Raw genomic sequence first — 16900 nt, 5'->3', positions numbered from 1 at the left:
AAATCGCGCTCCGATCACCCCTCGGTAAGCTGACGGCATGACAGGACAAGTGCGAACCGTCGACGGCAGAGTTGCCGGCCGCCGCGGACAGGCGACGCGGCAAAAGCTTCTCGACTGCCTCAGCGAAATGCTCAGTTCGTCCCCCTATCGGGACGTCAAAGTCATCGATGTGGCCCGAAAAGCAGGGACTTCACCCGCTACGTTCTATCAGTACTTCCCGGACGTGGAGGGCGCCGTCCTCGAAATCGCCGAGGAGATGGCCAAAGAAGGCGCAAGTCTGACCGATCTCGTCGCCGAACGCTCCTGGGTGGGCAAGTCCGGCTGGCAGGCGGCAGAGGACCTGGTGGACGGCTTCCTCTCCTTCTGGCGCAAGAACGACGCCATTCTGCGCGTCGTCGACCTGGGCGCCGCCGAGGGCGACAAGCGGTTCTACAAGATCCGCATGAAGATCCTCAACGCCGTCACCAACTCCCTTACGGACTCCATCCAGGAGCTCCAGAGCAAGAACAAGGTCGACAAGGACGTGAGCCCGGCGGCCATGGCCGGCTCGATCGTCGCCATGCTCGCGGCGGTCGCCGGACACCAGAAGGGCTTCCAGAGCTGGGGCGTCAAGCAGGCCGACCTGAAGCCGAACCTGGCACTGCTGGTGCACTTCGGCGTCACCGGCAAGAAGCCGACGAAGTAGCCCGTGCCGCCGAAGTAGCCGCCCGTACGATCGCGTTCGTGCGGCGCGTCGTGAACCTCCGTCGTGCGACGGCCGGTTCGCGGCCCGTCCCCCATCCGTCCTGCCATAACCGCACCACCGCAGACACCGCGGGTGCCGCCCCGCCCCCAGGGCCCGGGCGGCACCCGCTGCGCATGCCCGCGGCGGCACGGCGGCGGCCCCGAAGACGCAGCGGGCGGGCCCTCCGGCAGGATCAGCGTCGCTCCAGCCGGAACAGCCGGATCTCCCGCTCCACCCGCGCCTGATACGCGGCGTAAGGCGGCCAGAAGGCGAGCGCCGCCCGCCATGCCCGCTCCCGTTCGACGCCGGTGAGCAGCCGGGCCCGTACGGGAATGTCCCTGCCGCGCCAACTCACCTCGGCTTCGGGATGCTTGAGGAGATTGCCGGTCCAGGCCGGATGTCCCGGCCGGCCGAAGTTGCTGCCGATCAGCAGCCAGCTCCCGCCGTCCTCCGGCATGCAGGCCAGCGGTGTACGCCGCGGCAGCCCGCTTCTGGCGCCGGTCACCGTGAGGATCACCCCGGGCAGCAGCTGCGCGCTGAGCAGCACCCTGCCCCGGGTCAGCCGGTGCACCGTGCGGTCCATCGCCGGGATGACATGCGGCGCGAGGCGCGCGAACGTGCGGGTCGAGGAGACCCTCTGCACCAGCCGTACCCCCGCCGCCATCAGGCACCGACCGCAGCCGGGGACGCACCGGCCGCCGCGTTCCCGGCCGCCGCGAACAGCCCGGCCTCCTCGGCGGCCCGTGCCCGCAGCCGGTGCACGGGCCCCAGCAGCAGTTCGTCGCAGGCCGCCCGCTTGAAGTACAGATGCGCGTCGTGTTCCCAGGTGAAGCCGATCCCGCCGTGCAGCTGTACGGCCTCGGCCGCCACCGCGCGCAGCGTCTCCAGCGCCTGCGCGAGCGCCAGAGCGCCCACCCCGGGCTCGGCGGCGTCCCGCCCGGCCCCCGAGCCCGCCGACCAGGCCGCGTAGTAGGCGGCCGAGCGCGCCGCCTGCACGGCCACGTACAGATCGGCCAGCCGGTGCTGGACGGCCTGGAAGGAGCCGATGGGCCGGCCGAACTGCTCGCGCGCCCGGACGTGGGCGACGGTACGGGCCAGCGCCGCGTCGGCCGCCCCGACCGCTTCCGCCGCGAACGCCGCGGCCGCCGTCGCACCGGTGGCCGCGAGCGCGCCCGTCACCCGCGCGGCGCCCGCGCCCCCGCCGCCCTCATCGCCGTCGTCGCCCAGCAACTCCGCTTCCACTTCGCGCAGTTCGATGCGCGCCACCGGCCTGGTTTCGTCCATCGCGGTCTGCCGGGTACGCAGCAGACCGGGCGCCCCACCCCGCTCGCCCCCGCCCGCAGCGGTCCGTACGAGGAAAAGCTGGGTGCGGCTGCGCGCGAAGCCGCCGGTGTGCGCGGCCACCAGCAGCACCTCGGCGGTGTGCCCGTCCAGGACCTGCCCCGCCTCCCCGTACAGCCGCCAGCCGCTGCCCTGCTGCCGCGCCTGGATCCCGCCGGCCCGGCCGCCGCCTGCCCAGTCGCCGTCGTTCGGCCCGGTCAGGGCCAGCGCGGTGGCCAGTTGCCCGCCCGGCACGGCCAGCGCCGCGGTCAGCTCACCGGCGGCGATGGCCGGCAGCAGTGCGGTGCGCTGCCGCTCGCTGCCCAGCGCCAGGATCAGCGGCGCGGCGAGCGCGGCGGTGGCGATGAGCGGCGAGGGGAGCAGGGCCCGCCCGGTTTCCTCGCAGGCCAGGGCGAGTTCGGTGGGTCCGCAGCCGACTCCTCCGTATCCCTCGGGCAGGGCGAGGCCGGGCAGCCCGAGTTCGCGCGCGAGCAGCCTCCACAGCTCCCCGTCATGCCCCTGCGGGGTGCGTACCGCGGCCTTGACCCCGTCCGGTCCGCAGCGTTTGTGCAGCAGGTCGCGCAGCGTGCGGCGGATCTCGTCCTGCTCCTCGGTGAACGCGGCATCCATCGGCGGGCTCCTCCCGGCCGTACGGCAGCGGCACCGCCCATCTGTCCGACGGGCCCGGCCCCGGCATTCGATCTGACGGGGCGTCATGGTAAGTACGGGCGGCCGACTTTCCTAGAGCCTGTCGCCAAACTCCCGCGGCCGGCCCGAAGGGCGGGCGGGAGTTCGGCGAGGGGGTCCAGGGTCGTGCCGGGCAGGCGTATCTGATGTACCGTCAGATTCATGACTTCAGGGAACCGGACGCCGTCCGGGAATCGCCGTCGCAAGGTCGCCGTCGCCGGAGTCGCCCTGTCCGACTGCGGACGCGTGGACGGCGCCACCCCCTACGCCCTGCATGCGCAGGCCGCCCGTCGGGCGCTCGCCGACTCCGGCCTGGACCGCTCGGTGATCGACGGCTTCGCCTCGGCCGGGCTCGGCACCCTCGCCCCCGTCGAGGTCGCCGAATATCTCGGCCTGCGCCCCACCTGGGTCGACTCGACCTCGGTCGGCGGCGCCACCTGGGAAGTACTGGCCGCGCACGCCGCCGACGCGATCGCCGCGGGCCACGCCCGTGCCGTCCTGCTCGTCTACGGCTCCACCGCCCGCGCCGACATCAAGGCCGGGCGGCGCACCGCGAACCTCTCCTTCGGCGCCCGCGGCCCCCTGCAGTTCGAGGTCCCCTACGGGCACACCCTGATCGCCAAGTACGCGATGGCCGCCCGCCGCCATATGCACCAGTACGGCACCACGCTGGAACAGCTGGCGCAGATAGCCGTCCAGGCACGCGCGAACGCCGCGGCCAACCCGGAGGCCATGTACCGCGATCCGATCACCGTCGACGACGTCCTGGGCGGCCCGGTGATCGCCGACCCGTTCACCAAACTGCACTGCTGCATCCGCTCCGACGGCGGCTGCGCGGTCCTGCTCGTCGCTGAGGACCTCGTCCCCGACCTCGCCAAACCCCCTGTCTGGGTGCTCGGTTCGGGCACCGCCGTGTCCCACACCACGATGTCCGAATGGGACGACTTCACCGTCTCCCCCGCGGCGGTCTCCGGCCGCCTCGCCTTCGAGCGGGCCGGCGTCCGCCCGTCCGAGATCGACCTCGCCGAGATCTACGACGCGTTCACCTACATGACCCTGGTGACGCTGGAGGACCTGGGATTCTGCGCGAAGGGCGAGGGCGGCGCGTTCGTCGGGAAGGGCCGGCTGCTGCGGGACGGCGAGCTGCCCGTCAACACCGACGGCGGCGGCCTGGCCGCCTGCCACCCGGGCATGCGCGGCCTGTTCCTGCTGGTCGAGGCGGTGCGCCAGCTACGCGGCGAGGCCGGCCCGGACCGCCAGGTCCGCAAACCCGACGGCCGGCTGCCGCAACTCGCCGTCGCGTCGGGCACGGGCGGCTGGTTCTGCTCCTCGGGGACGGTGGTGCTGGGGAGCGGGTAGGACCCTTCGCGGGGATCAGGCCCGGCGAACCCGGCCTGATCCTCACGACGGGCCTGGCCCGCGTCTTCCCGGCACCACCGCGCCCGCGGTGGATCAGGCCAGCCGCTCCTCGATGAGGTCGGCGGCCCGGACGGCCCCGCCCTCGCCGCGCGCCGCGGCACGGAGTGCGGCGGAACGCGCGGCGACCCGCGGATCCGAGGTGAGCTCCAGCAGCGCCGTGCGCAGCGCGGCGGGCGTGGCGTCCGCGGTATCGATACGGCGGCCGACACCGAGCTCGACCAGCCGGTCGGCGTTGAGGAACTGCTCGGCTCCCTGCGGGACCGCGATCATCGGCACACCGGTGAACAGCCCCTCGCTGCTGCCGCCCATCCCCGCATGCGTCACGAACGCGTCCGCCTGCTCAAGGATCTCCAACTGGGGTACCCACGACCGTACTTCGACCGTCGGCGGCACCTCCCCCAGCTCCGCCGGATCGGTGTACCTGCCGATCTGCAGGACCACGTGCCAGCCCGGCAGCTCACCGAACGCCGCCACACACCGCCGGTAGAACTCCGGCTGCCGCGTGAACGCCGAGCCGAGTGACACCAGCAGCACCTTCTCGGCACCGGCCGGACGCGTCCAGCCCTCCTGCCCCGTCTCTCGACCCGTCTCCTGACGCGTCTCCTGACCTGGCGCCGGCTGGGCCTTACGGCCACCGATGCACGGGCCCACGAAGGTGACGGCCGCGTCGTCGACCCGGTCGGCATGCGGCTGCATGGCCCGCGGGATCATGGCCAGCGCCCTGCGCGGCCGGCCGGAGAACTCGTCCATGTCCGTGGTGACCGCACCGCATTCCGCGAGCCACGCCGCGAACCGCTCCCGGTAGACGTCCACCCCCGGCAGCGCCGCGAACGCCGCGTTGAACTCCTCCTGAGCCCCTTCCCAGCCCACGAAGGTCGGCGACAGCTGAACGATGTCCCGGCCCTGCGACTCGGCCAGCGCGCGGGCGGCGTAGGCACCGACGTCGTAGAGGTACAGGTCCGCGGGATCGTCGTCGTACACGGCGCGCAGTTGCGGCAGCACCGCGATCGCGTCGTCGAGGAAGAGCGAGGACGCGGCGATGGGGTCCTGCGGCCAGTCGTTGGTGGCGACCGGCAGGGTGGAGGCGTAGCGGACGAACGCGGCGCCGGTGGGCTCGATCAGCGCCGCCGCGTGGTCGGTGTTCGCGTACGTGACCCGATGGCCGCGGGCCACCAGCTCCCGGATGATCTCCAGGCTGGGCAGGACGTGACTGACCATGGGCGTACCGACCATGGCGATATGCGCGCGGCGAACCGGCGGGCGGGAAGAGGACTGCCGGGACGGCTGGGACGGCTGGGAACGCTGAGGCATGAGGCTTCCTTGAGTGCGGAGCTACGACGGAGGGACACGACGGCCCGGCATCCGAGGCATGGCAGCGCTACGCACCGGCCCTGACTCGGGCGGGGCGCGAGGGCGCGACGCACCGGCCCTCACTCGGGCGGGGCGCACCTGGATGCGGGCGGGGGCGGAAAAACCGCCCTCGGCCGTGTCAGCCGTAGATCTGGCACTGGAAGTACATGGCGCGAGGGTAACCGGGCGCGCAGCGGCAGGCGAACGAATTTCCGCGGCTCCCGTCCCGCCGGCCTCCGCCCCCGCGCCCCTCTCCCGTGCTCCCCCTGCCGACCCCTCCATCCTCCCCATCTATACAAGCGTCATAGACATACGTTTATGACGCTTGTATAGTTCGCGTGGTCGCACCACCCCGTCCATCCCGTCATTCCAGGAGCACCACCGAAGGGACACCGCCATGCCCGGCACCCAAACCCCCGCCCGCACCGTGCTGATCTCCGGCGCGAGCATCGCCGGCCCCGCACTCGCGTACTGGCTGCACCGCCACGGATTCGCGGTGACCGTCGTCGAGCGGGCCCCCGAACTGCGGACCGGCGGCTACAAGGTCGACATCCGGGGCGTTGCCGTCGAAGTGGCCGACCGGATGGGGATCCTGGACGACATCCAGGCCGCCGGCACGGACATGCGGACCGGCACCTACGTGAACGGCGCCGGCAAGCGGATCGCCACCCTGCCCGCCGACATCTTCGGCGCCCGCCTCGACCGCGACGACGAGATCATGCGCGGCGACCTGGCGCGCATCCTCCACGCACACACCCGGTCCGGCGTCGAGTACGTCTTCGGTGACTCGATCACCTCGCTCACCCCGACCGCCCCGGGCGGCGGGGTCACGGTGACGTTCGCGCGGGGCGCCCCGCGCGATTTCGACATCGTCGTCGGCGCCGACGGGGTGCATTCGACCGTGCGGCGGCTGGCCTTCGGACCGGAGGAGCGGTTCTCCCGCCACCTCGGTTCGTACATCGCGGCCTTCTCCCTGCCGAACACCTTCGGGCTGGACCGCGAGGAGTTGTACCACGCACTGCCCGGCAAGCTGGCCTGCGTCTACAGTTCGGCGGGCGATCCGGCGGCCAAGGGCCTGCTGTGCTTCCGCTCGCCCCGGCTGACGTACGACCACCGGGACGTTCCACGGCAACTCACCCTGCTGGAGAGCGCGTTCGCAGCAGACGGCTGGGAGATCCCGCGGCTGCTGCGGGCGGCCCGCGAGGCGACCGACTTCTACTTCGACGCCATGCACCTGATCGAGATGGACCGCTGGTCGCGCGGGCGGGTGGTCCTGCTCGGCGACGCCGCGCACTGCGCCTCACCGGCCTCCGGGCAGGGCACGGGGATGGCGCTGGTCGGCGCGTATGTCCTGGCCGGGGAGCTGGCGGCGGCCGACGGCGACCCGTCGGCGGCCTTCGCCCGCTACGAAGCGGAGATGCGCGGCTATGTCGCGGTCAACCATGAGACGGCGCAGAAGTTCGCCAAGGAGATGACGGCGGCGACCTGGCGGGAGATCCGGTTCCGGCATCTGATGTTGCGGATGCTGCCGCACATGCCGTGGAAGAACCTGATAGCGAGGAAGATCGCCGAGGACGTGCAGCGGGCCGCCGGTGCCCTCACCCTCAAGGACCATCCGGCACCCACCCCGCTCACCCCGGCGGCAGGCCCGCCGTACGCTGCCTGACATGGCCCCTCACCCCGAAGCCGAGCACCCCGCCCACCGCCACGCCCCGGACGGCGACGCCGCCGCACATGCCTTCCACGACCTGCTGCGCGGGCTGCGGGTCTGGGAGGGAGAGCTGCCGCCGTTCGACCCGGCGCAGGCTCCGGCCGCACCGCTGCCGCTCTACCGGCAGTGGCTGCGGGAGGCCGCGGAGGCCGGTGTGCCCGAGCCGCACACCATGACGCTGGCCACGGCGGACGCCGCCGGCGACCCTTCCGTCCGCACCCTGATGCTGCACGACGCCGATGAGCGCGGCTGGCACTTCGCCTCCCACCGGGGCAGCCGCAAGGGCCGCGAGCTGGCCGCCCGGCCGCGCGCGGCGCTGGGCTTCTACTGGCCGGCGGTCGGCCGCCAGATCCGTATCCGCGGGACGGTGACCGCTGCGGGCCCCGAGGAGAGCGCGGCCGATCTGCACCGCCGGTCCACGGGCGCGCTGGCCGCGGCGCTGGTCGGGCACCAGAGCGAGGTCCTCGGCTCGGCCGATGAGCTGGACCGCGCGTCGGTGGCCGCGTGGGAGAAGGCCCGGCGCGAGCCGGACGCGCCCGTGCCGAGCTGGACGCTGTACGTGCTGCACGCCGAGGAGGCCGAGTTCTTCCAGGGCGATGCGCAGCGCCGCCATGTACGGCTCAACTACCGGCGCGTGGCGGGCCGTTGGGAGCGGGAGCTGCTCTGGCCGTAGCGGTTACGGCAGGAGCGGCCGGGCGGGGCTCGTCACGGCGCCCGCCTCACAGCTGCCGGTACATGATGTGCAGTCCGACGTATCCCTTGGTGGGGTGCCGGAAGCCCTCGGGGAGGGTGGTCATGATCGTGAATCCGAGGGATTCCCAGAGGGCGACGGCGCCGGTGTTGGTCTCCACCACGGCGTTGAACTGCATCGCGCGGTAGCCCTCGGCGCGGGCCCAGGCCAGCGCGTACTCGCCCAGCGCCCGGCCGACGCCGCGGCGGCCACGCCCCTGATCGACCATGAAACTGGCACTCGCGATGTGCGAGGCGGCACCCATGTGGTTGGGGTTCATCTTGGCCGTCCCCAGCACCGCCCCCAAGTCGTCGACGGCGACGACCGTGCGTCCGGGAGGAGACAGCATCCACAGCTCGCGGGCCGACGGTTCGTCGAGGTCACGCGGGTAGGTGTAGGTCTCGCCGGCCGCCACGATGGTGTGGAGGAAGGGCCAGATGGCGGGCCAGTCGGCAGCGGTCGCTTCTCGGATCAGCACCGCCACAGCATGCCGCGATCGGCCCCGCCCCGCCACCGGCTTTCACGGGCCGAAGGACCCACCGGGATTCACGCGGGCCGGAAGACGGGGACCGCCACGGCCTTCCCGGCGCCCGCCGCGCCACTGCCCGCCGCGCCCTCCGCCGCGTCCTGCGTACGGAAGCCCACCGTGAGCGGCATGCCGATCCGCAGATCCTGCTCGTCGCACTCCACGACCTCGGTCATCATCCGGGGGCCCTCGGCGAGGTCCACCACGGCTGCCACATACGGGACCCGGCCCCCGAAGGGCGGCAGGTCGTTACGGTGCACGACGGACCAGGTGTAGAGGGTCGCGCTGCCGCCGGCCGGCTCCCACAGGACGTCCTCGCTCCAGCAGTACGGGCAGAACTCGCGCGGATAGTGATGCGCCGCGCCGCACCCCGCGGCACGGCAGCGGCGCAGCAGCAGCCGCCCCTCGGCCGCCGCGTCCCAGTAGGGCCGGGTGAATTCGTCCACCTCCGGCAGATCGAAGCGCGCCGTCACCGCGACACCCCCGGGGCCGGGTCGGGCGACCACGGCTGCCCGCACCTCGCAGCGAGGGCGACGCCGGGCATCCCCTTCCCCTTGCCCTTGCCGCTGTGAGGCAGGCTCGCCGGCCGCCATGGGCCTGGGCCGACGCGGAGCACGGCCGGCCGTTCGGCCCCACCGAGCCGGATCGTCTGCATTCCGTACGCCCTCCCACCGCCCCGACCACACTTCTGACGTAGCGTCAGTTAGGCCAGTCCAGCGGATGACGGCGCCGTGCGCAAGAGGCCGGCCCGATCGGGCCTGCCGCCTCCCCGCCCCCGTCCGCACCGGCGACACGCCCGCCCGGCGCGGCTACGCTCACCGGCATGCCGGGATCAGCAGCCCCCACCGACTCCGCCGCCGCGCCTGTCTACGTGATCGGCGGCGGGCCCGGCGGCCTCGCCACCGCGGCGGCGCTGCACCGGCGGGGTGTCCGGGCGGTCGTCCTGGAGAAGGCCGACGCGGTGGGCGCTTCCTGGCGCGGGCACTACGACCGGCTGCATCTGCACACCACCCGGCGCCTCTCCGGGCTCCCCGGCCTGGCGATCCCCCGCGCGTACGGGCGCTGGGTGGGCCGGGACGATGTGGTGCGCTATCTGGAGCGGTACGCCGAGCACCACGGCATCGAGGTCGTCACGGGCGTGGACATCCACCGCATCGACCGGACGCCGCCACCCTCCCCCCACACCTCGCCCGGCCCCGCCTCCTGGACGCTGACCGCCGCCGGGGGCCGCACCTTCGTCTCGCCGTCCGTCGTGATCGCCACCGGCTTCAACCACACCCCGCACCTGCCGGACTGGCCGGGCCGCGACACCTACCCCGGGGACCTGCTGCACGCGGGCCACTACCGCGACGCCGGCCCGTACGCGGGCAAGGACGTACTGGTCGTCGGCACCGGCAACACGGGGGCGGAGATCGCGGTGGACCTCGCCTCGGGCGGGGCGGCCCGGGTGCGGCTGGCGGTGCGTACGGTGCCGCATATCGTGCGCCGCTCGACGGCGGGCTGGCCCGCGCAGGCCACCGGCATTCTCGTGCGCCGACTGCCGCCGCGGTTCGTGGACCGGGCCGCCCGCGCCATACGCCGGCTGTCCATCCCCGACCTCGCGCCCTACGGCCTGCCCTATCCGGAGACCGGGCTCTACACACGGGTGCTGGAGGGCGCGATCCCGGTCCAGGACGTCGGACTGATCGACGCCGTACGGGCGGGCCGGGTGCTGCCGGTGGCCGCGGTGGAATCCTTCGACGGCGGCACCGTCCACCTTTCGGACGGCAGCGCCATCGAACCCGACGCCGTCATCGCCGCCACCGGATACCGCCGCGGCCTGGAAGGTCTCGTCGGACACCTCGGCGTCCTGGACCCGCGCGGACGACCGCTCACACACGGCCCGCGGACCCTCCCCGAGGCGCCCGGCCTGCGCTTCACCGGATACACGAACCCGATCAGCGGGATGTTCCGCGAACTGGCCCGCGACGCACGGAAGATCGCCCGCGCGGTCGCCCGCGAACCGCATCCGGACACCTCGCGGGTGGGCCGCTGACACGAGGCTCGCCGCACGGGCATCCGGCGCCGCTTCGGGCGGTGGTGTCGCGCGTGGCACGGTCAGTCAACTCCCCTCCTATCACTCAACGTTGACGCGCCCCGGTCCATCAGACGCCCTCCGTCGCACCGCCCGAGCGGCCTGCCCCCCCCCGCACCCGAAGGGGCGGAGAAGCCGCACGCACACCCTGTACGCGTCGCACCCCTCCGCCTTCCGGCGACCCCCGCCACAGGACCCCTCCGACTGCGCCGCAGCCTGCCCCCAGCCCCGGTGGACGGCCCCCTGTCGACCCGTCACCAACCCGCCGGAGACGGGACTCGGGGCCCGCACGCCACGCCCGGCTTCGCCCCGGGGTTACCCGTATGCGCGCCCTGACGAGCAGTCACGAAATATTCGTATTAGCTTCATAAGCGTACGAAGTGGATCTTTTGGGATCCCACATCCGCGCTCCATCCATGGAGGAGAAATGCGCAAGCTTCGCAAGGCCGCCGTCGTCACGGCCGCCGTTCTCGGCACTGTCGGATTCCTCGGTGCCGGCGCCGGCACCGCCTCGGCCAACGGCGGAGGCTCCTACTGCAAGTCGCACGACTTCGACATCAACCTCCTCAACAACATCGGGGTCCTGAACGGACTGGCCGGGAACGTGCTCAACGGCGAGGGCAACCCGGGCGCACAGTGGAACGACAACGGCTCGGACATGGGCTGCGGCCATGGCGGCTGGTGAGTACCGGACAACCGTGTAGTGGCGGGGTGGGACCCGACGCCCGCGCCGTAGACCCGGCGCCGGGTTTCCTCCGCCGACCCCCCTCAGGGGCGTAGGCCGACTCGCGGCCCTGACGCCCAGGCATCGATCGCAAGGGAGCGCAGCAGATGTTCAGTAGGTAGAGGAACGCAGCCGTCTCGGCGCTCCTGGGCAGCCACACCGTGACCTGTGCCGGCACCCACCCCAGGAGCCCGCCGGAGGAACCCGGACGACCAGGGCCTCCCGCGCGAACACTGCACCCTCCTCTGCGATCGGCTTGCACGCCGGAACCCGGTCACCGCCACCCGCACGACGGGTGGCGGTGACCTGGCGTTGCCCGACGTCGGCACGAGTGCCACGGAGTGCCGTCAGGGTGCGGACCGTGCCGCGGCACCGGGCCCCCGCAACCGACCACGCCACCCGAAGCTTTACCGTGCAGGCCTATTCCTGACATGCCGTCAGTTCAGTAATCTGACTAAGCGTCAGGTAATGAGAGCCGTCACACAGGAGCGGGCGTCTGCGATGCTTGGATCGACTCACGGCACCCTCACCACTCACTCCCGGCCGGCCCGCGTCGTGGCCTGTGGGGAGCAACCACCGCACACCGTCCACGGCGTGAGCGATCCACCGCACGGCGGCGGACCGCACTCCGACGGCGACCCCGCCCGTGACGTCGACCGCGACGTCAGCGGCCGCCCCCTGCACGCGCACGTCCCCGACCTGGACCGCTTCTTCCGGCCCGAGTCGGTGGCCGTGGTCGGCGCCTCGGACAGTGCGGGCCGCCCCAATACGGGCATCACCCGGCAGCTGATCGCCTGGGCCGAGCGCGTCGGGGCCCGGTTGCACCCCGTCAACCCCGGGCGCGACCAGGTCTTCGGACGGCCCTGCCACGCCACCGTCGCCGATCTGCCGGAACCGGTCGACCTCGCGGTCCTGCTGGTCGGTGACCCGGTTCCGGTGATCGAGCAACTCGCCGAGGCCAAGGTGAAGTTCGCCGTCGCGTTCGCCTCCGGCTTCGCCGAGACCGGTGAGGACGGCGCGGCCGCCCAGGCCCGGCTGGCCGAGGCCACCGGCCGCTCGGGGGTGCGGCTGCTCGGCCCGAACACCAACCTCAACGCCTTCGAGAACTTCCGCGACGACCTGACGGGCCCGGCGATCGCCCTGATCACCCAGTCCGGCCACCAGGGACGCCCCGTCTTCGCCCTCCAGGAGCTGGGCATCCGGCTCTCCCACTGGGCGCCGACCGGCAACGAGGCCGACCTGGAGACCGCCGACTTCCTCTCCTACTTCACCTCCCGCCCCGAAGTGGGCGCCATCGCCGCGTACGTCGAAGGCCTCAAGGACGGGCGGAGCTTCCTGCTGGCCGCGGACCGGGCGGCCCGCAACAAGGTCCCGGTCGTCGCCGTCAAGGTCGGCCGGACCGAGGCCGGGGCCCGCACGGCCGCCTCCCACACCGGAAAACTCACCGGCGCGGACGGTGTCGTGGACGCCGCGATGCGGCAGTTCGGCGTGATCAGGGTGGACGGGCTCGACGAGCTGCAGGACACCGCGGCGCTGTTGGCCCGCGCCAGGAAACCCGTCGCGGAAGGCATCGCCGTCTACTCGATATCCGGCGGCACCGGCGCCCACTTCGCCGACCTGGCGTCCGCCGCGGGATTGCCGCTGCCGGATCTGCCGGACGCCAAACAGGCCGAACTGCACCAGTGGATACCGGACTACCTGAGTGTCGCCAACCCGATAGACAACGGCGGGCACCCGGTCGGCGACTGGCGCGGCCGGAAGATCATCGACGCGATCCTCGCCGACCCGTCCATCGGCGTACTGATCTGCCCGATCACCGGCCCCTTCCCGCCGATGAGCGACAAGCTGGCGCAGGACCTGGTGGACGCGGCGGAGCAGACGGACAAGCTGGTGTGTGTGGTGTGGGGTTCGCCCGTCGGCACCGAGGACGCCTACCGCACCACCCTTCTGGGCTCCTCACGGGTGGCGACCTTCCGCACCTTCGCCAACTGCATCACGGCCGTCCGGGGCTACCTCGACCACCACCGCTTCGTCGCCGGCTACCGCTCCCCCTTCGACGACGCCCCGCGGGTGCTGTCCCCCTCCGCGCCCAAGGCGCAGGCGCTGATGCGGCCAGGCCGGCAGCTCAGCGAGCACGGGGCGAAGCAGCTGCTGCGCGCGTACGGCATCCGGGTCCCGCGCGAACAGCTGGTCACCAGCGCGGCGGCGTCCGTGCGCGCGGCGAGCCTGGTCGGCTATCCGGTGGTCATGAAGGCCTCCGGACCGCAGCTGGCACACAAGACCGAACTGGGGCTGGTCAAGGTCGGTCTGACCTCCGCCAGCCAGGTCCGGGACGCCTACCGCGAACTCACCGACATCGCCCGCTACGAAGGCGTCCCGCTGGACGGTGTGCTGGTCTGCCAGATGGTCGAGCGGGGCGTCGAGATGGTCGTCGGCGTCACGCACGACAGCCTCTTCGGACCGACGGTGACGGTCGGGCTCGGCGGGGTGCTGGTCGAGGTCCTGCGGGATGTCGCGGTGGGGGTGCCGCCCTTCGGGGAGGACCAGGCGCGCGCGATGCTCGGCGAACTGCGCGGCCACGCCCTCCTGGAGGGGGTGCGGGGCGCCCCGCCCGCGGATGTCGACGCGCTCGTCGAGGTCGTGCTGCGGGTGCAGCGGATGGCGCTCGAACTGGACGGCGACCTCGCGGAGTTGGACATCAATCCGCTGGTGGTGCTGCCGCGCGGGCAGGGGGCGGTAGCACTGGACGCGCTCGCGATCTGCCACTGACCGCACTCGCCGTACGCCCACCGACCGCACCCTCTGGAGCCGCTCCCCCATGACGCCCTCCCCCGCACCCCCCGACCGCACCGGCGCCCCTGGCACCTCTGACCCTTCATGGGTACTCGATGCCACTGACAACGGCGTCCGGTGGATCACGCTGAACCGGCCCGAGGTGCACAACGCCGTCACCTGGGACCAGCGCGAACGCATCATCGAGCTGCTCGCCGACGCCTCCGCCGACCCGGGGATCCGGGCCGTGGTGATCACCGCGACCGGCAAGGGCTTCTGCGCCGGCGCCGATCTGCGCGGATCCCCTTCGGCGGACGAACGGGTCGCCGGCGACGTGACGCGGATGATCCGGCGCGGCGCACAGCGGTTCATCGCCGCGGTGCTGGACTGCGAGAAGCCCGTGATCGCCGCCGTCAACGGCACCGCGGCCGGCATCGGCGCGCATCTCGCGCTCGCCTGCGATCTGGTGCTGGCCGCCGAATCAGCGCGGTTCATCGAGGTGTTCGTCCGCCGGGGGCTGGTCCCCGACGGGGGCGGCGGCTACCTTCTGCCGCGGCTGATCGGCCCGCAGCGCGCGAAGGAGCTGATGTTCTTCGGCGACGCGGTACCCGCCGCCGAGGCCGAGCGGCTGGGACTGGTCAACCGGGTCGTCCCGGACGGCGAGTTGGCGAAGACCGCACGGGAGTGGGCCGAGCGGCTGGCGGCGGGCCCGACCCGGGCCCTGGCGCTCACCAAGCGGCTGGTCAACGCGTCCCTCGACGGCGGCCGGGCCGCCGCGTTCGATGCCGAGGCCACCGCCCAGGAGATCAACATGACGACCGCGGACGCACAGGAAGGAGTCGCCTCCTTCGTGGAGCGGCGCACTCCGCGCTACCGGGGGCGTTGAGACCTGGAGCCTGGAGACCGGGGGCGTGGAGACCGGGAACGTCGCGCGCCGCTACTGCGGGCGTTGAGCGCCGTGAGACACCCCGGAGGCCGCAGCGGCCCCAGCCGCCCCAACAGCCCCCGCGGCCCCGGAAGGTCCGGAAGCCCCCGAGGCCGCCGGACCCTCCTCGGCGTCCCCCAGCGCGCCCGCCGCCACCAGCAGCCCGGCCGCGAGGACCCCGGCCACCACGGCCCCGCGGAACCGGTCGGATACGGATCGCTTCATCGCTGACTCCCGTGCCACCTGTCGCCCGCGCCGCCGCACCGGCAGGACCGGGCGGCTCACACGGGCGCTCGCCTGACAGACCCGTCCCTCACCACACGGGCGACGCACCCGCCCCGTATGACCATGACGGCTGTGGCGTGCGTCACATCAGGTGCGCCACAGCAGGCACTTCACTTCAGCGCACGCCACTCAGGTCCGCGCCACCTCACGACCGCGTCACGTCACGTCCGCGGGGCAGAGCGGCACCTCGCGGGTGTTGCGGGTCCGCACGCCGGGCAGCCAGCCCCGCACACCTGCCGCGGTGCGGACCAGATACCAGCGGGTGGAGGTGACGCCCTCCTCGTCGCGGACCATCCGGCCGTTGGTGACCACGCAGCTCGCGGCCAGGACGTCGCCGTGCCAGACCCGGCCGGCGGCGTTCTGGCGAGCGGCGTACGTCGCGTACGGATCCTTCGCCAGCCGCAGCGCGCACTCCAGCGAGTGGGTCGTACGGCAGGCCGCCTCGCTGTTGTGCACGGTCATCGGCACCGTCCGCCCCGTGGCCGCGGGCGTCGGCACCGCGGGGCCCGGCCGCACCAGCCACCACACCCCCAGCGCGACGGCCGCCACCGACGCGGCGACCACGAGCGCGGCGGCATACGGGCGGCGGCGCGGCAGTGCGACGGCGACGGGCGCCGCCCTCCGTTCCGGTTCCCTGATCCGGTCCCACAGCCCCGCCGGGGTCTCGATCTCCTCATCGGCGAGGCGCAGGCGCGCGCGCAGCAACGCCTCGGCGTCGTCACCGGGACCGCCGGAGGCCGGGCCGCCGGCACCTCCGGAGCCACCTCCGGATCCGCCCCCGAAGCCGCTTCCGAAGCGGTCCGCGTCACCGTCCGCGCCGCCGTACCGTGGCCCCGCGCCCACCGTGCCGCTCACCTCCCAGCCCGCCCGTGCTCCGATTCAACGAGGAAGCCGCGCAGCTTGTCCAGCGCCCGGCTGCGGTGCCGGGCGGCGGTGCCGCGGTGCACCTTCATGATCTGCGCCGCCTGGTCGATGGTGTAGCCGTCGAGGTCCACGAGGATGACGATCCCCGCCTGACGGTGCGACAACCGGCTCAGCATCCGCACCGCTTCCCACTCCGCGTGCCGTCGCTCCATCCCGCCGTCCCAACTCGCCGGGTCCGCCCCGGATCCGGCGCCGCCGCCCCCACGAACCCCGCCCGCGCCGACCTCCTCCATCCCCTCCATCGCATCGACCAGCACCTGGCGCCGGTCCTTGCGGTGCGCGTCGCGGGCGACGTTGAGCACGGTGGTGAAGGCGTAGGCGTACGGCTCGGGGTGTGCGAGGAAGCGCTGCGGGCGGGCGGCGAGCTTGAGGTACGCGTCATGGACCACGTCCTCGGCCGACTGCCGCGACCCCGCCAGCATGACCGCGCGGCGGTAGAGCCGGGGCAGCAGTCCGCAGAACACCTCGTCGAAGGAGGGTGAAGCGGCGGACGGCGGTGACGGCGGCGTCGCATCGGCCATGCGGCTGGTCTCCCCGTGTTCGGCTACGGGCGTGGCCGAGGTGGAAGCTACCCGGGCGGTCGGCAGCCAATCACCCCTCCACCCCCCATCTGTCATGAATCACCCGCATATCACCCCATGGGGTATCCCAAACCACCCTTGAGAGTGGCCGCCCCCCGCCCGCGCCCACCGCGACCCGGGGGGTTTTCATCTGACGCAGCATCAGATT

The 16900-nt window shown here is 72.9% G+C and carries 15 protein-coding genes; 8 read left to right on the top strand and 7 right to left on the bottom strand.

Translation table 11 applies throughout. The features are described 5' to 3' along the window. The first annotated feature begins 37 nt into the window (after positions 1-37). Positions 38-685, top strand: coding sequence for a TetR family transcriptional regulator (locus ACIRQ7_RS25635; RefSeq protein WP_401474724.1), 648 nt, complete (start codon positions 38-40; stop codon positions 683-685). A 232-nt stretch (positions 686-917) separates the two neighbouring features. On the opposite strand, the gene ACIRQ7_RS25630 is transcribed toward ACIRQ7_RS25635, so the two are convergent. Continuing rightward, positions 918-1388 (bottom strand): nitroreductase family deazaflavin-dependent oxidoreductase, encoded by a 471-nt coding sequence (locus tag ACIRQ7_RS25630; protein ID WP_404265052.1) that lies wholly within the window; start codon positions 1386-1388, stop codon positions 918-920. After that, on the bottom strand, positions 1388-2674 hold the full coding sequence (locus tag ACIRQ7_RS25625; RefSeq protein WP_404265051.1) for an acyl-CoA dehydrogenase family protein: 1287 nt from the start codon (positions 2672-2674) through the stop codon (positions 1388-1390). Before ACIRQ7_RS25625 ends, ACIRQ7_RS25630 begins: the two co-directional genes overlap by 1 nt. 219 nt (positions 2675-2893) lie before the next feature. On the opposite strand from ACIRQ7_RS25625, the gene ACIRQ7_RS25620 reads away from it, so the two are divergent. After that, complete coding sequence (locus ACIRQ7_RS25620) at positions 2894-4090, top strand: thiolase C-terminal domain-containing protein (RefSeq protein WP_404265050.1); 1197 nt, start codon at positions 2894-2896, stop codon at positions 4088-4090. Between the two features lie 93 nt (positions 4091-4183). Here ACIRQ7_RS25620 and ACIRQ7_RS25615 read toward each other — a convergent pair whose 3' ends face one another. Beyond that, positions 4184-5461: a macrolide family glycosyltransferase gene (locus tag ACIRQ7_RS25615; RefSeq protein ID WP_404265049.1), complete on the bottom strand. Its 1278-nt coding sequence runs from the start codon at positions 5459-5461 to the stop codon at positions 4184-4186. A 436-nt stretch (positions 5462-5897) separates the two neighbouring features. Between ACIRQ7_RS25615 and ACIRQ7_RS25610 the strand changes: the two genes are divergently transcribed. Both ACIRQ7_RS25610 and ACIRQ7_RS25605 read left to right on the top strand, forming a co-directional pair. Next, positions 5898-7166, top strand: coding sequence for an FAD-dependent monooxygenase (locus ACIRQ7_RS25610; RefSeq protein WP_404265048.1), 1269 nt, complete (start codon positions 5898-5900; stop codon positions 7164-7166). Position 7167: 1 nt separating this feature from the next. Further along, positions 7168-7884, top strand: coding sequence for a pyridoxal 5'-phosphate synthase (locus ACIRQ7_RS25605; RefSeq protein ID WP_404265047.1), 717 nt, complete (start codon positions 7168-7170; stop codon positions 7882-7884). Between the two features lie 46 nt (positions 7885-7930). Here the strand turns inward: ACIRQ7_RS25605 and ACIRQ7_RS25600 are convergent, their stop codons facing one another. Beyond that, a complete protein-coding gene (locus ACIRQ7_RS25600) occupies positions 7931-8419 on the bottom strand; it encodes a GNAT family N-acetyltransferase (RefSeq protein WP_404265046.1) in 489 nt (162 codons plus the stop codon). Between the two features lie 68 nt (positions 8420-8487). Continuing rightward, entirely contained in the window at positions 8488-8973 is a 486-nt protein-coding gene (locus tag ACIRQ7_RS25595) for a Zn-ribbon domain-containing OB-fold protein (RefSeq protein ID WP_404265045.1), read from the bottom strand. A 317-nt stretch (positions 8974-9290) separates the two neighbouring features. On the opposite strand from ACIRQ7_RS25595, the gene ACIRQ7_RS25590 reads away from it, so the two are divergent. The 4 genes from ACIRQ7_RS25590 to ACIRQ7_RS25575 all read left to right on the top strand — a co-directional run bounded on the left by ACIRQ7_RS25590 (position 9291) and on the right by ACIRQ7_RS25575 (position 14923). Continuing rightward, positions 9291-10502 carry a flavin-containing monooxygenase gene (locus tag ACIRQ7_RS25590; protein ID WP_404265044.1) on the top strand — a complete coding sequence of 404 codons (1212 nt, stop codon included), beginning with the start codon at positions 9291-9293 and terminating at the stop codon, positions 10500-10502. A gap of 466 nt (positions 10503-10968) precedes the next feature. Beyond that, positions 10969-11226, top strand: coding sequence for a hypothetical protein (locus ACIRQ7_RS25585; protein WP_404265043.1), 258 nt, complete (start codon positions 10969-10971; stop codon positions 11224-11226). A gap of 540 nt (positions 11227-11766) precedes the next feature. Next, entirely contained in the window at positions 11767-14034 is a 2268-nt protein-coding gene (locus tag ACIRQ7_RS25580; protein ID WP_404265042.1) for an acetate--CoA ligase family protein, read from the top strand. 49 nt (positions 14035-14083) lie between these two features. Continuing rightward, positions 14084-14923, top strand: a complete 840-nt coding sequence (locus tag ACIRQ7_RS25575) for an enoyl-CoA hydratase/isomerase family protein (protein ID WP_404265041.1) — start codon at positions 14084-14086, stop codon at positions 14921-14923. 480 nt (positions 14924-15403) lie between these two features. On the opposite strand, the gene ACIRQ7_RS25570 is transcribed toward ACIRQ7_RS25575, so the two are convergent. Together ACIRQ7_RS25570 and ACIRQ7_RS25565 are read right to left on the bottom strand one after the other, a co-directional pair. After that, positions 15404-16090 carry a hypothetical protein gene (locus ACIRQ7_RS25570; RefSeq protein WP_404265040.1) on the bottom strand — a complete coding sequence of 229 codons (687 nt, stop codon included), beginning with the start codon at positions 16088-16090 and terminating at the stop codon, positions 15404-15406. 8 nt (positions 16091-16098) lie between these two features. Beyond that, on the bottom strand, positions 16099-16692 hold the full coding sequence (locus tag ACIRQ7_RS25565) for an RNA polymerase sigma factor (protein WP_404265039.1): 594 nt from the start codon (positions 16690-16692) through the stop codon (positions 16099-16101). Positions 16693-16900: the final 208 nt, after the last annotated feature.

Source organism: Streptomyces sp. NPDC101393, from assembly GCF_044767385.1.
Classification (GTDB): domain Bacteria; phylum Actinomycetota; class Actinomycetes; order Streptomycetales; family Streptomycetaceae; genus Streptomyces.
This window is presented reverse-complemented; position numbering and strand designations above follow the sequence as displayed.

Excerpts from the sequence above, each read along its gene's own strand:
- ACIRQ7_RS25635 (WP_401474724.1), top strand. The coding sequence starts at position 38 with ATGACAGGACAAGTGCGAACCGTCGACGGCAGAGTTGCCGGCCGCCGC.
- ACIRQ7_RS25630 (WP_404265052.1), bottom strand. The coding sequence starts at position 1,388 with ATGGCGGCGGGGGTACGGCTGGTGCAGAGGGTCTCCTCGACCCGCACG.
- ACIRQ7_RS25625 (WP_404265051.1), bottom strand. The coding sequence starts at position 2,674 with ATGGATGCCGCGTTCACCGAGGAGCAGGACGAGATCCGCCGCACGCTG.
- ACIRQ7_RS25620 (WP_404265050.1), top strand. The coding sequence starts at position 2,894 with ATGACTTCAGGGAACCGGACGCCGTCCGGGAATCGCCGTCGCAAGGTC.
- ACIRQ7_RS25615 (WP_404265049.1), bottom strand. The coding sequence starts at position 5,461 with ATGCCTCAGCGTTCCCAGCCGTCCCAGCCGTCCCGGCAGTCCTCTTCC.
- ACIRQ7_RS25610 (WP_404265048.1), top strand. The coding sequence starts at position 5,898 with ATGCCCGGCACCCAAACCCCCGCCCGCACCGTGCTGATCTCCGGCGCG.
- ACIRQ7_RS25605 (WP_404265047.1), top strand. The coding sequence starts at position 7,168 with ATGGCCCCTCACCCCGAAGCCGAGCACCCCGCCCACCGCCACGCCCCG.
- ACIRQ7_RS25590 (WP_404265044.1), top strand. The coding sequence starts at position 9,291 with ATGCCGGGATCAGCAGCCCCCACCGACTCCGCCGCCGCGCCTGTCTAC.
- ACIRQ7_RS25585 (WP_404265043.1), top strand. The coding sequence starts at position 10,969 with ATGCGCAAGCTTCGCAAGGCCGCCGTCGTCACGGCCGCCGTTCTCGGC.
- ACIRQ7_RS25580 (WP_404265042.1), top strand. The coding sequence starts at position 11,767 with ATGCTTGGATCGACTCACGGCACCCTCACCACTCACTCCCGGCCGGCC.
- ACIRQ7_RS25575 (WP_404265041.1), top strand. The coding sequence starts at position 14,084 with ATGACGCCCTCCCCCGCACCCCCCGACCGCACCGGCGCCCCTGGCACC.
- ACIRQ7_RS25565 (WP_404265039.1), bottom strand. The coding sequence starts at position 16,692 with ATGGCCGATGCGACGCCGCCGTCACCGCCGTCCGCCGCTTCACCCTCC.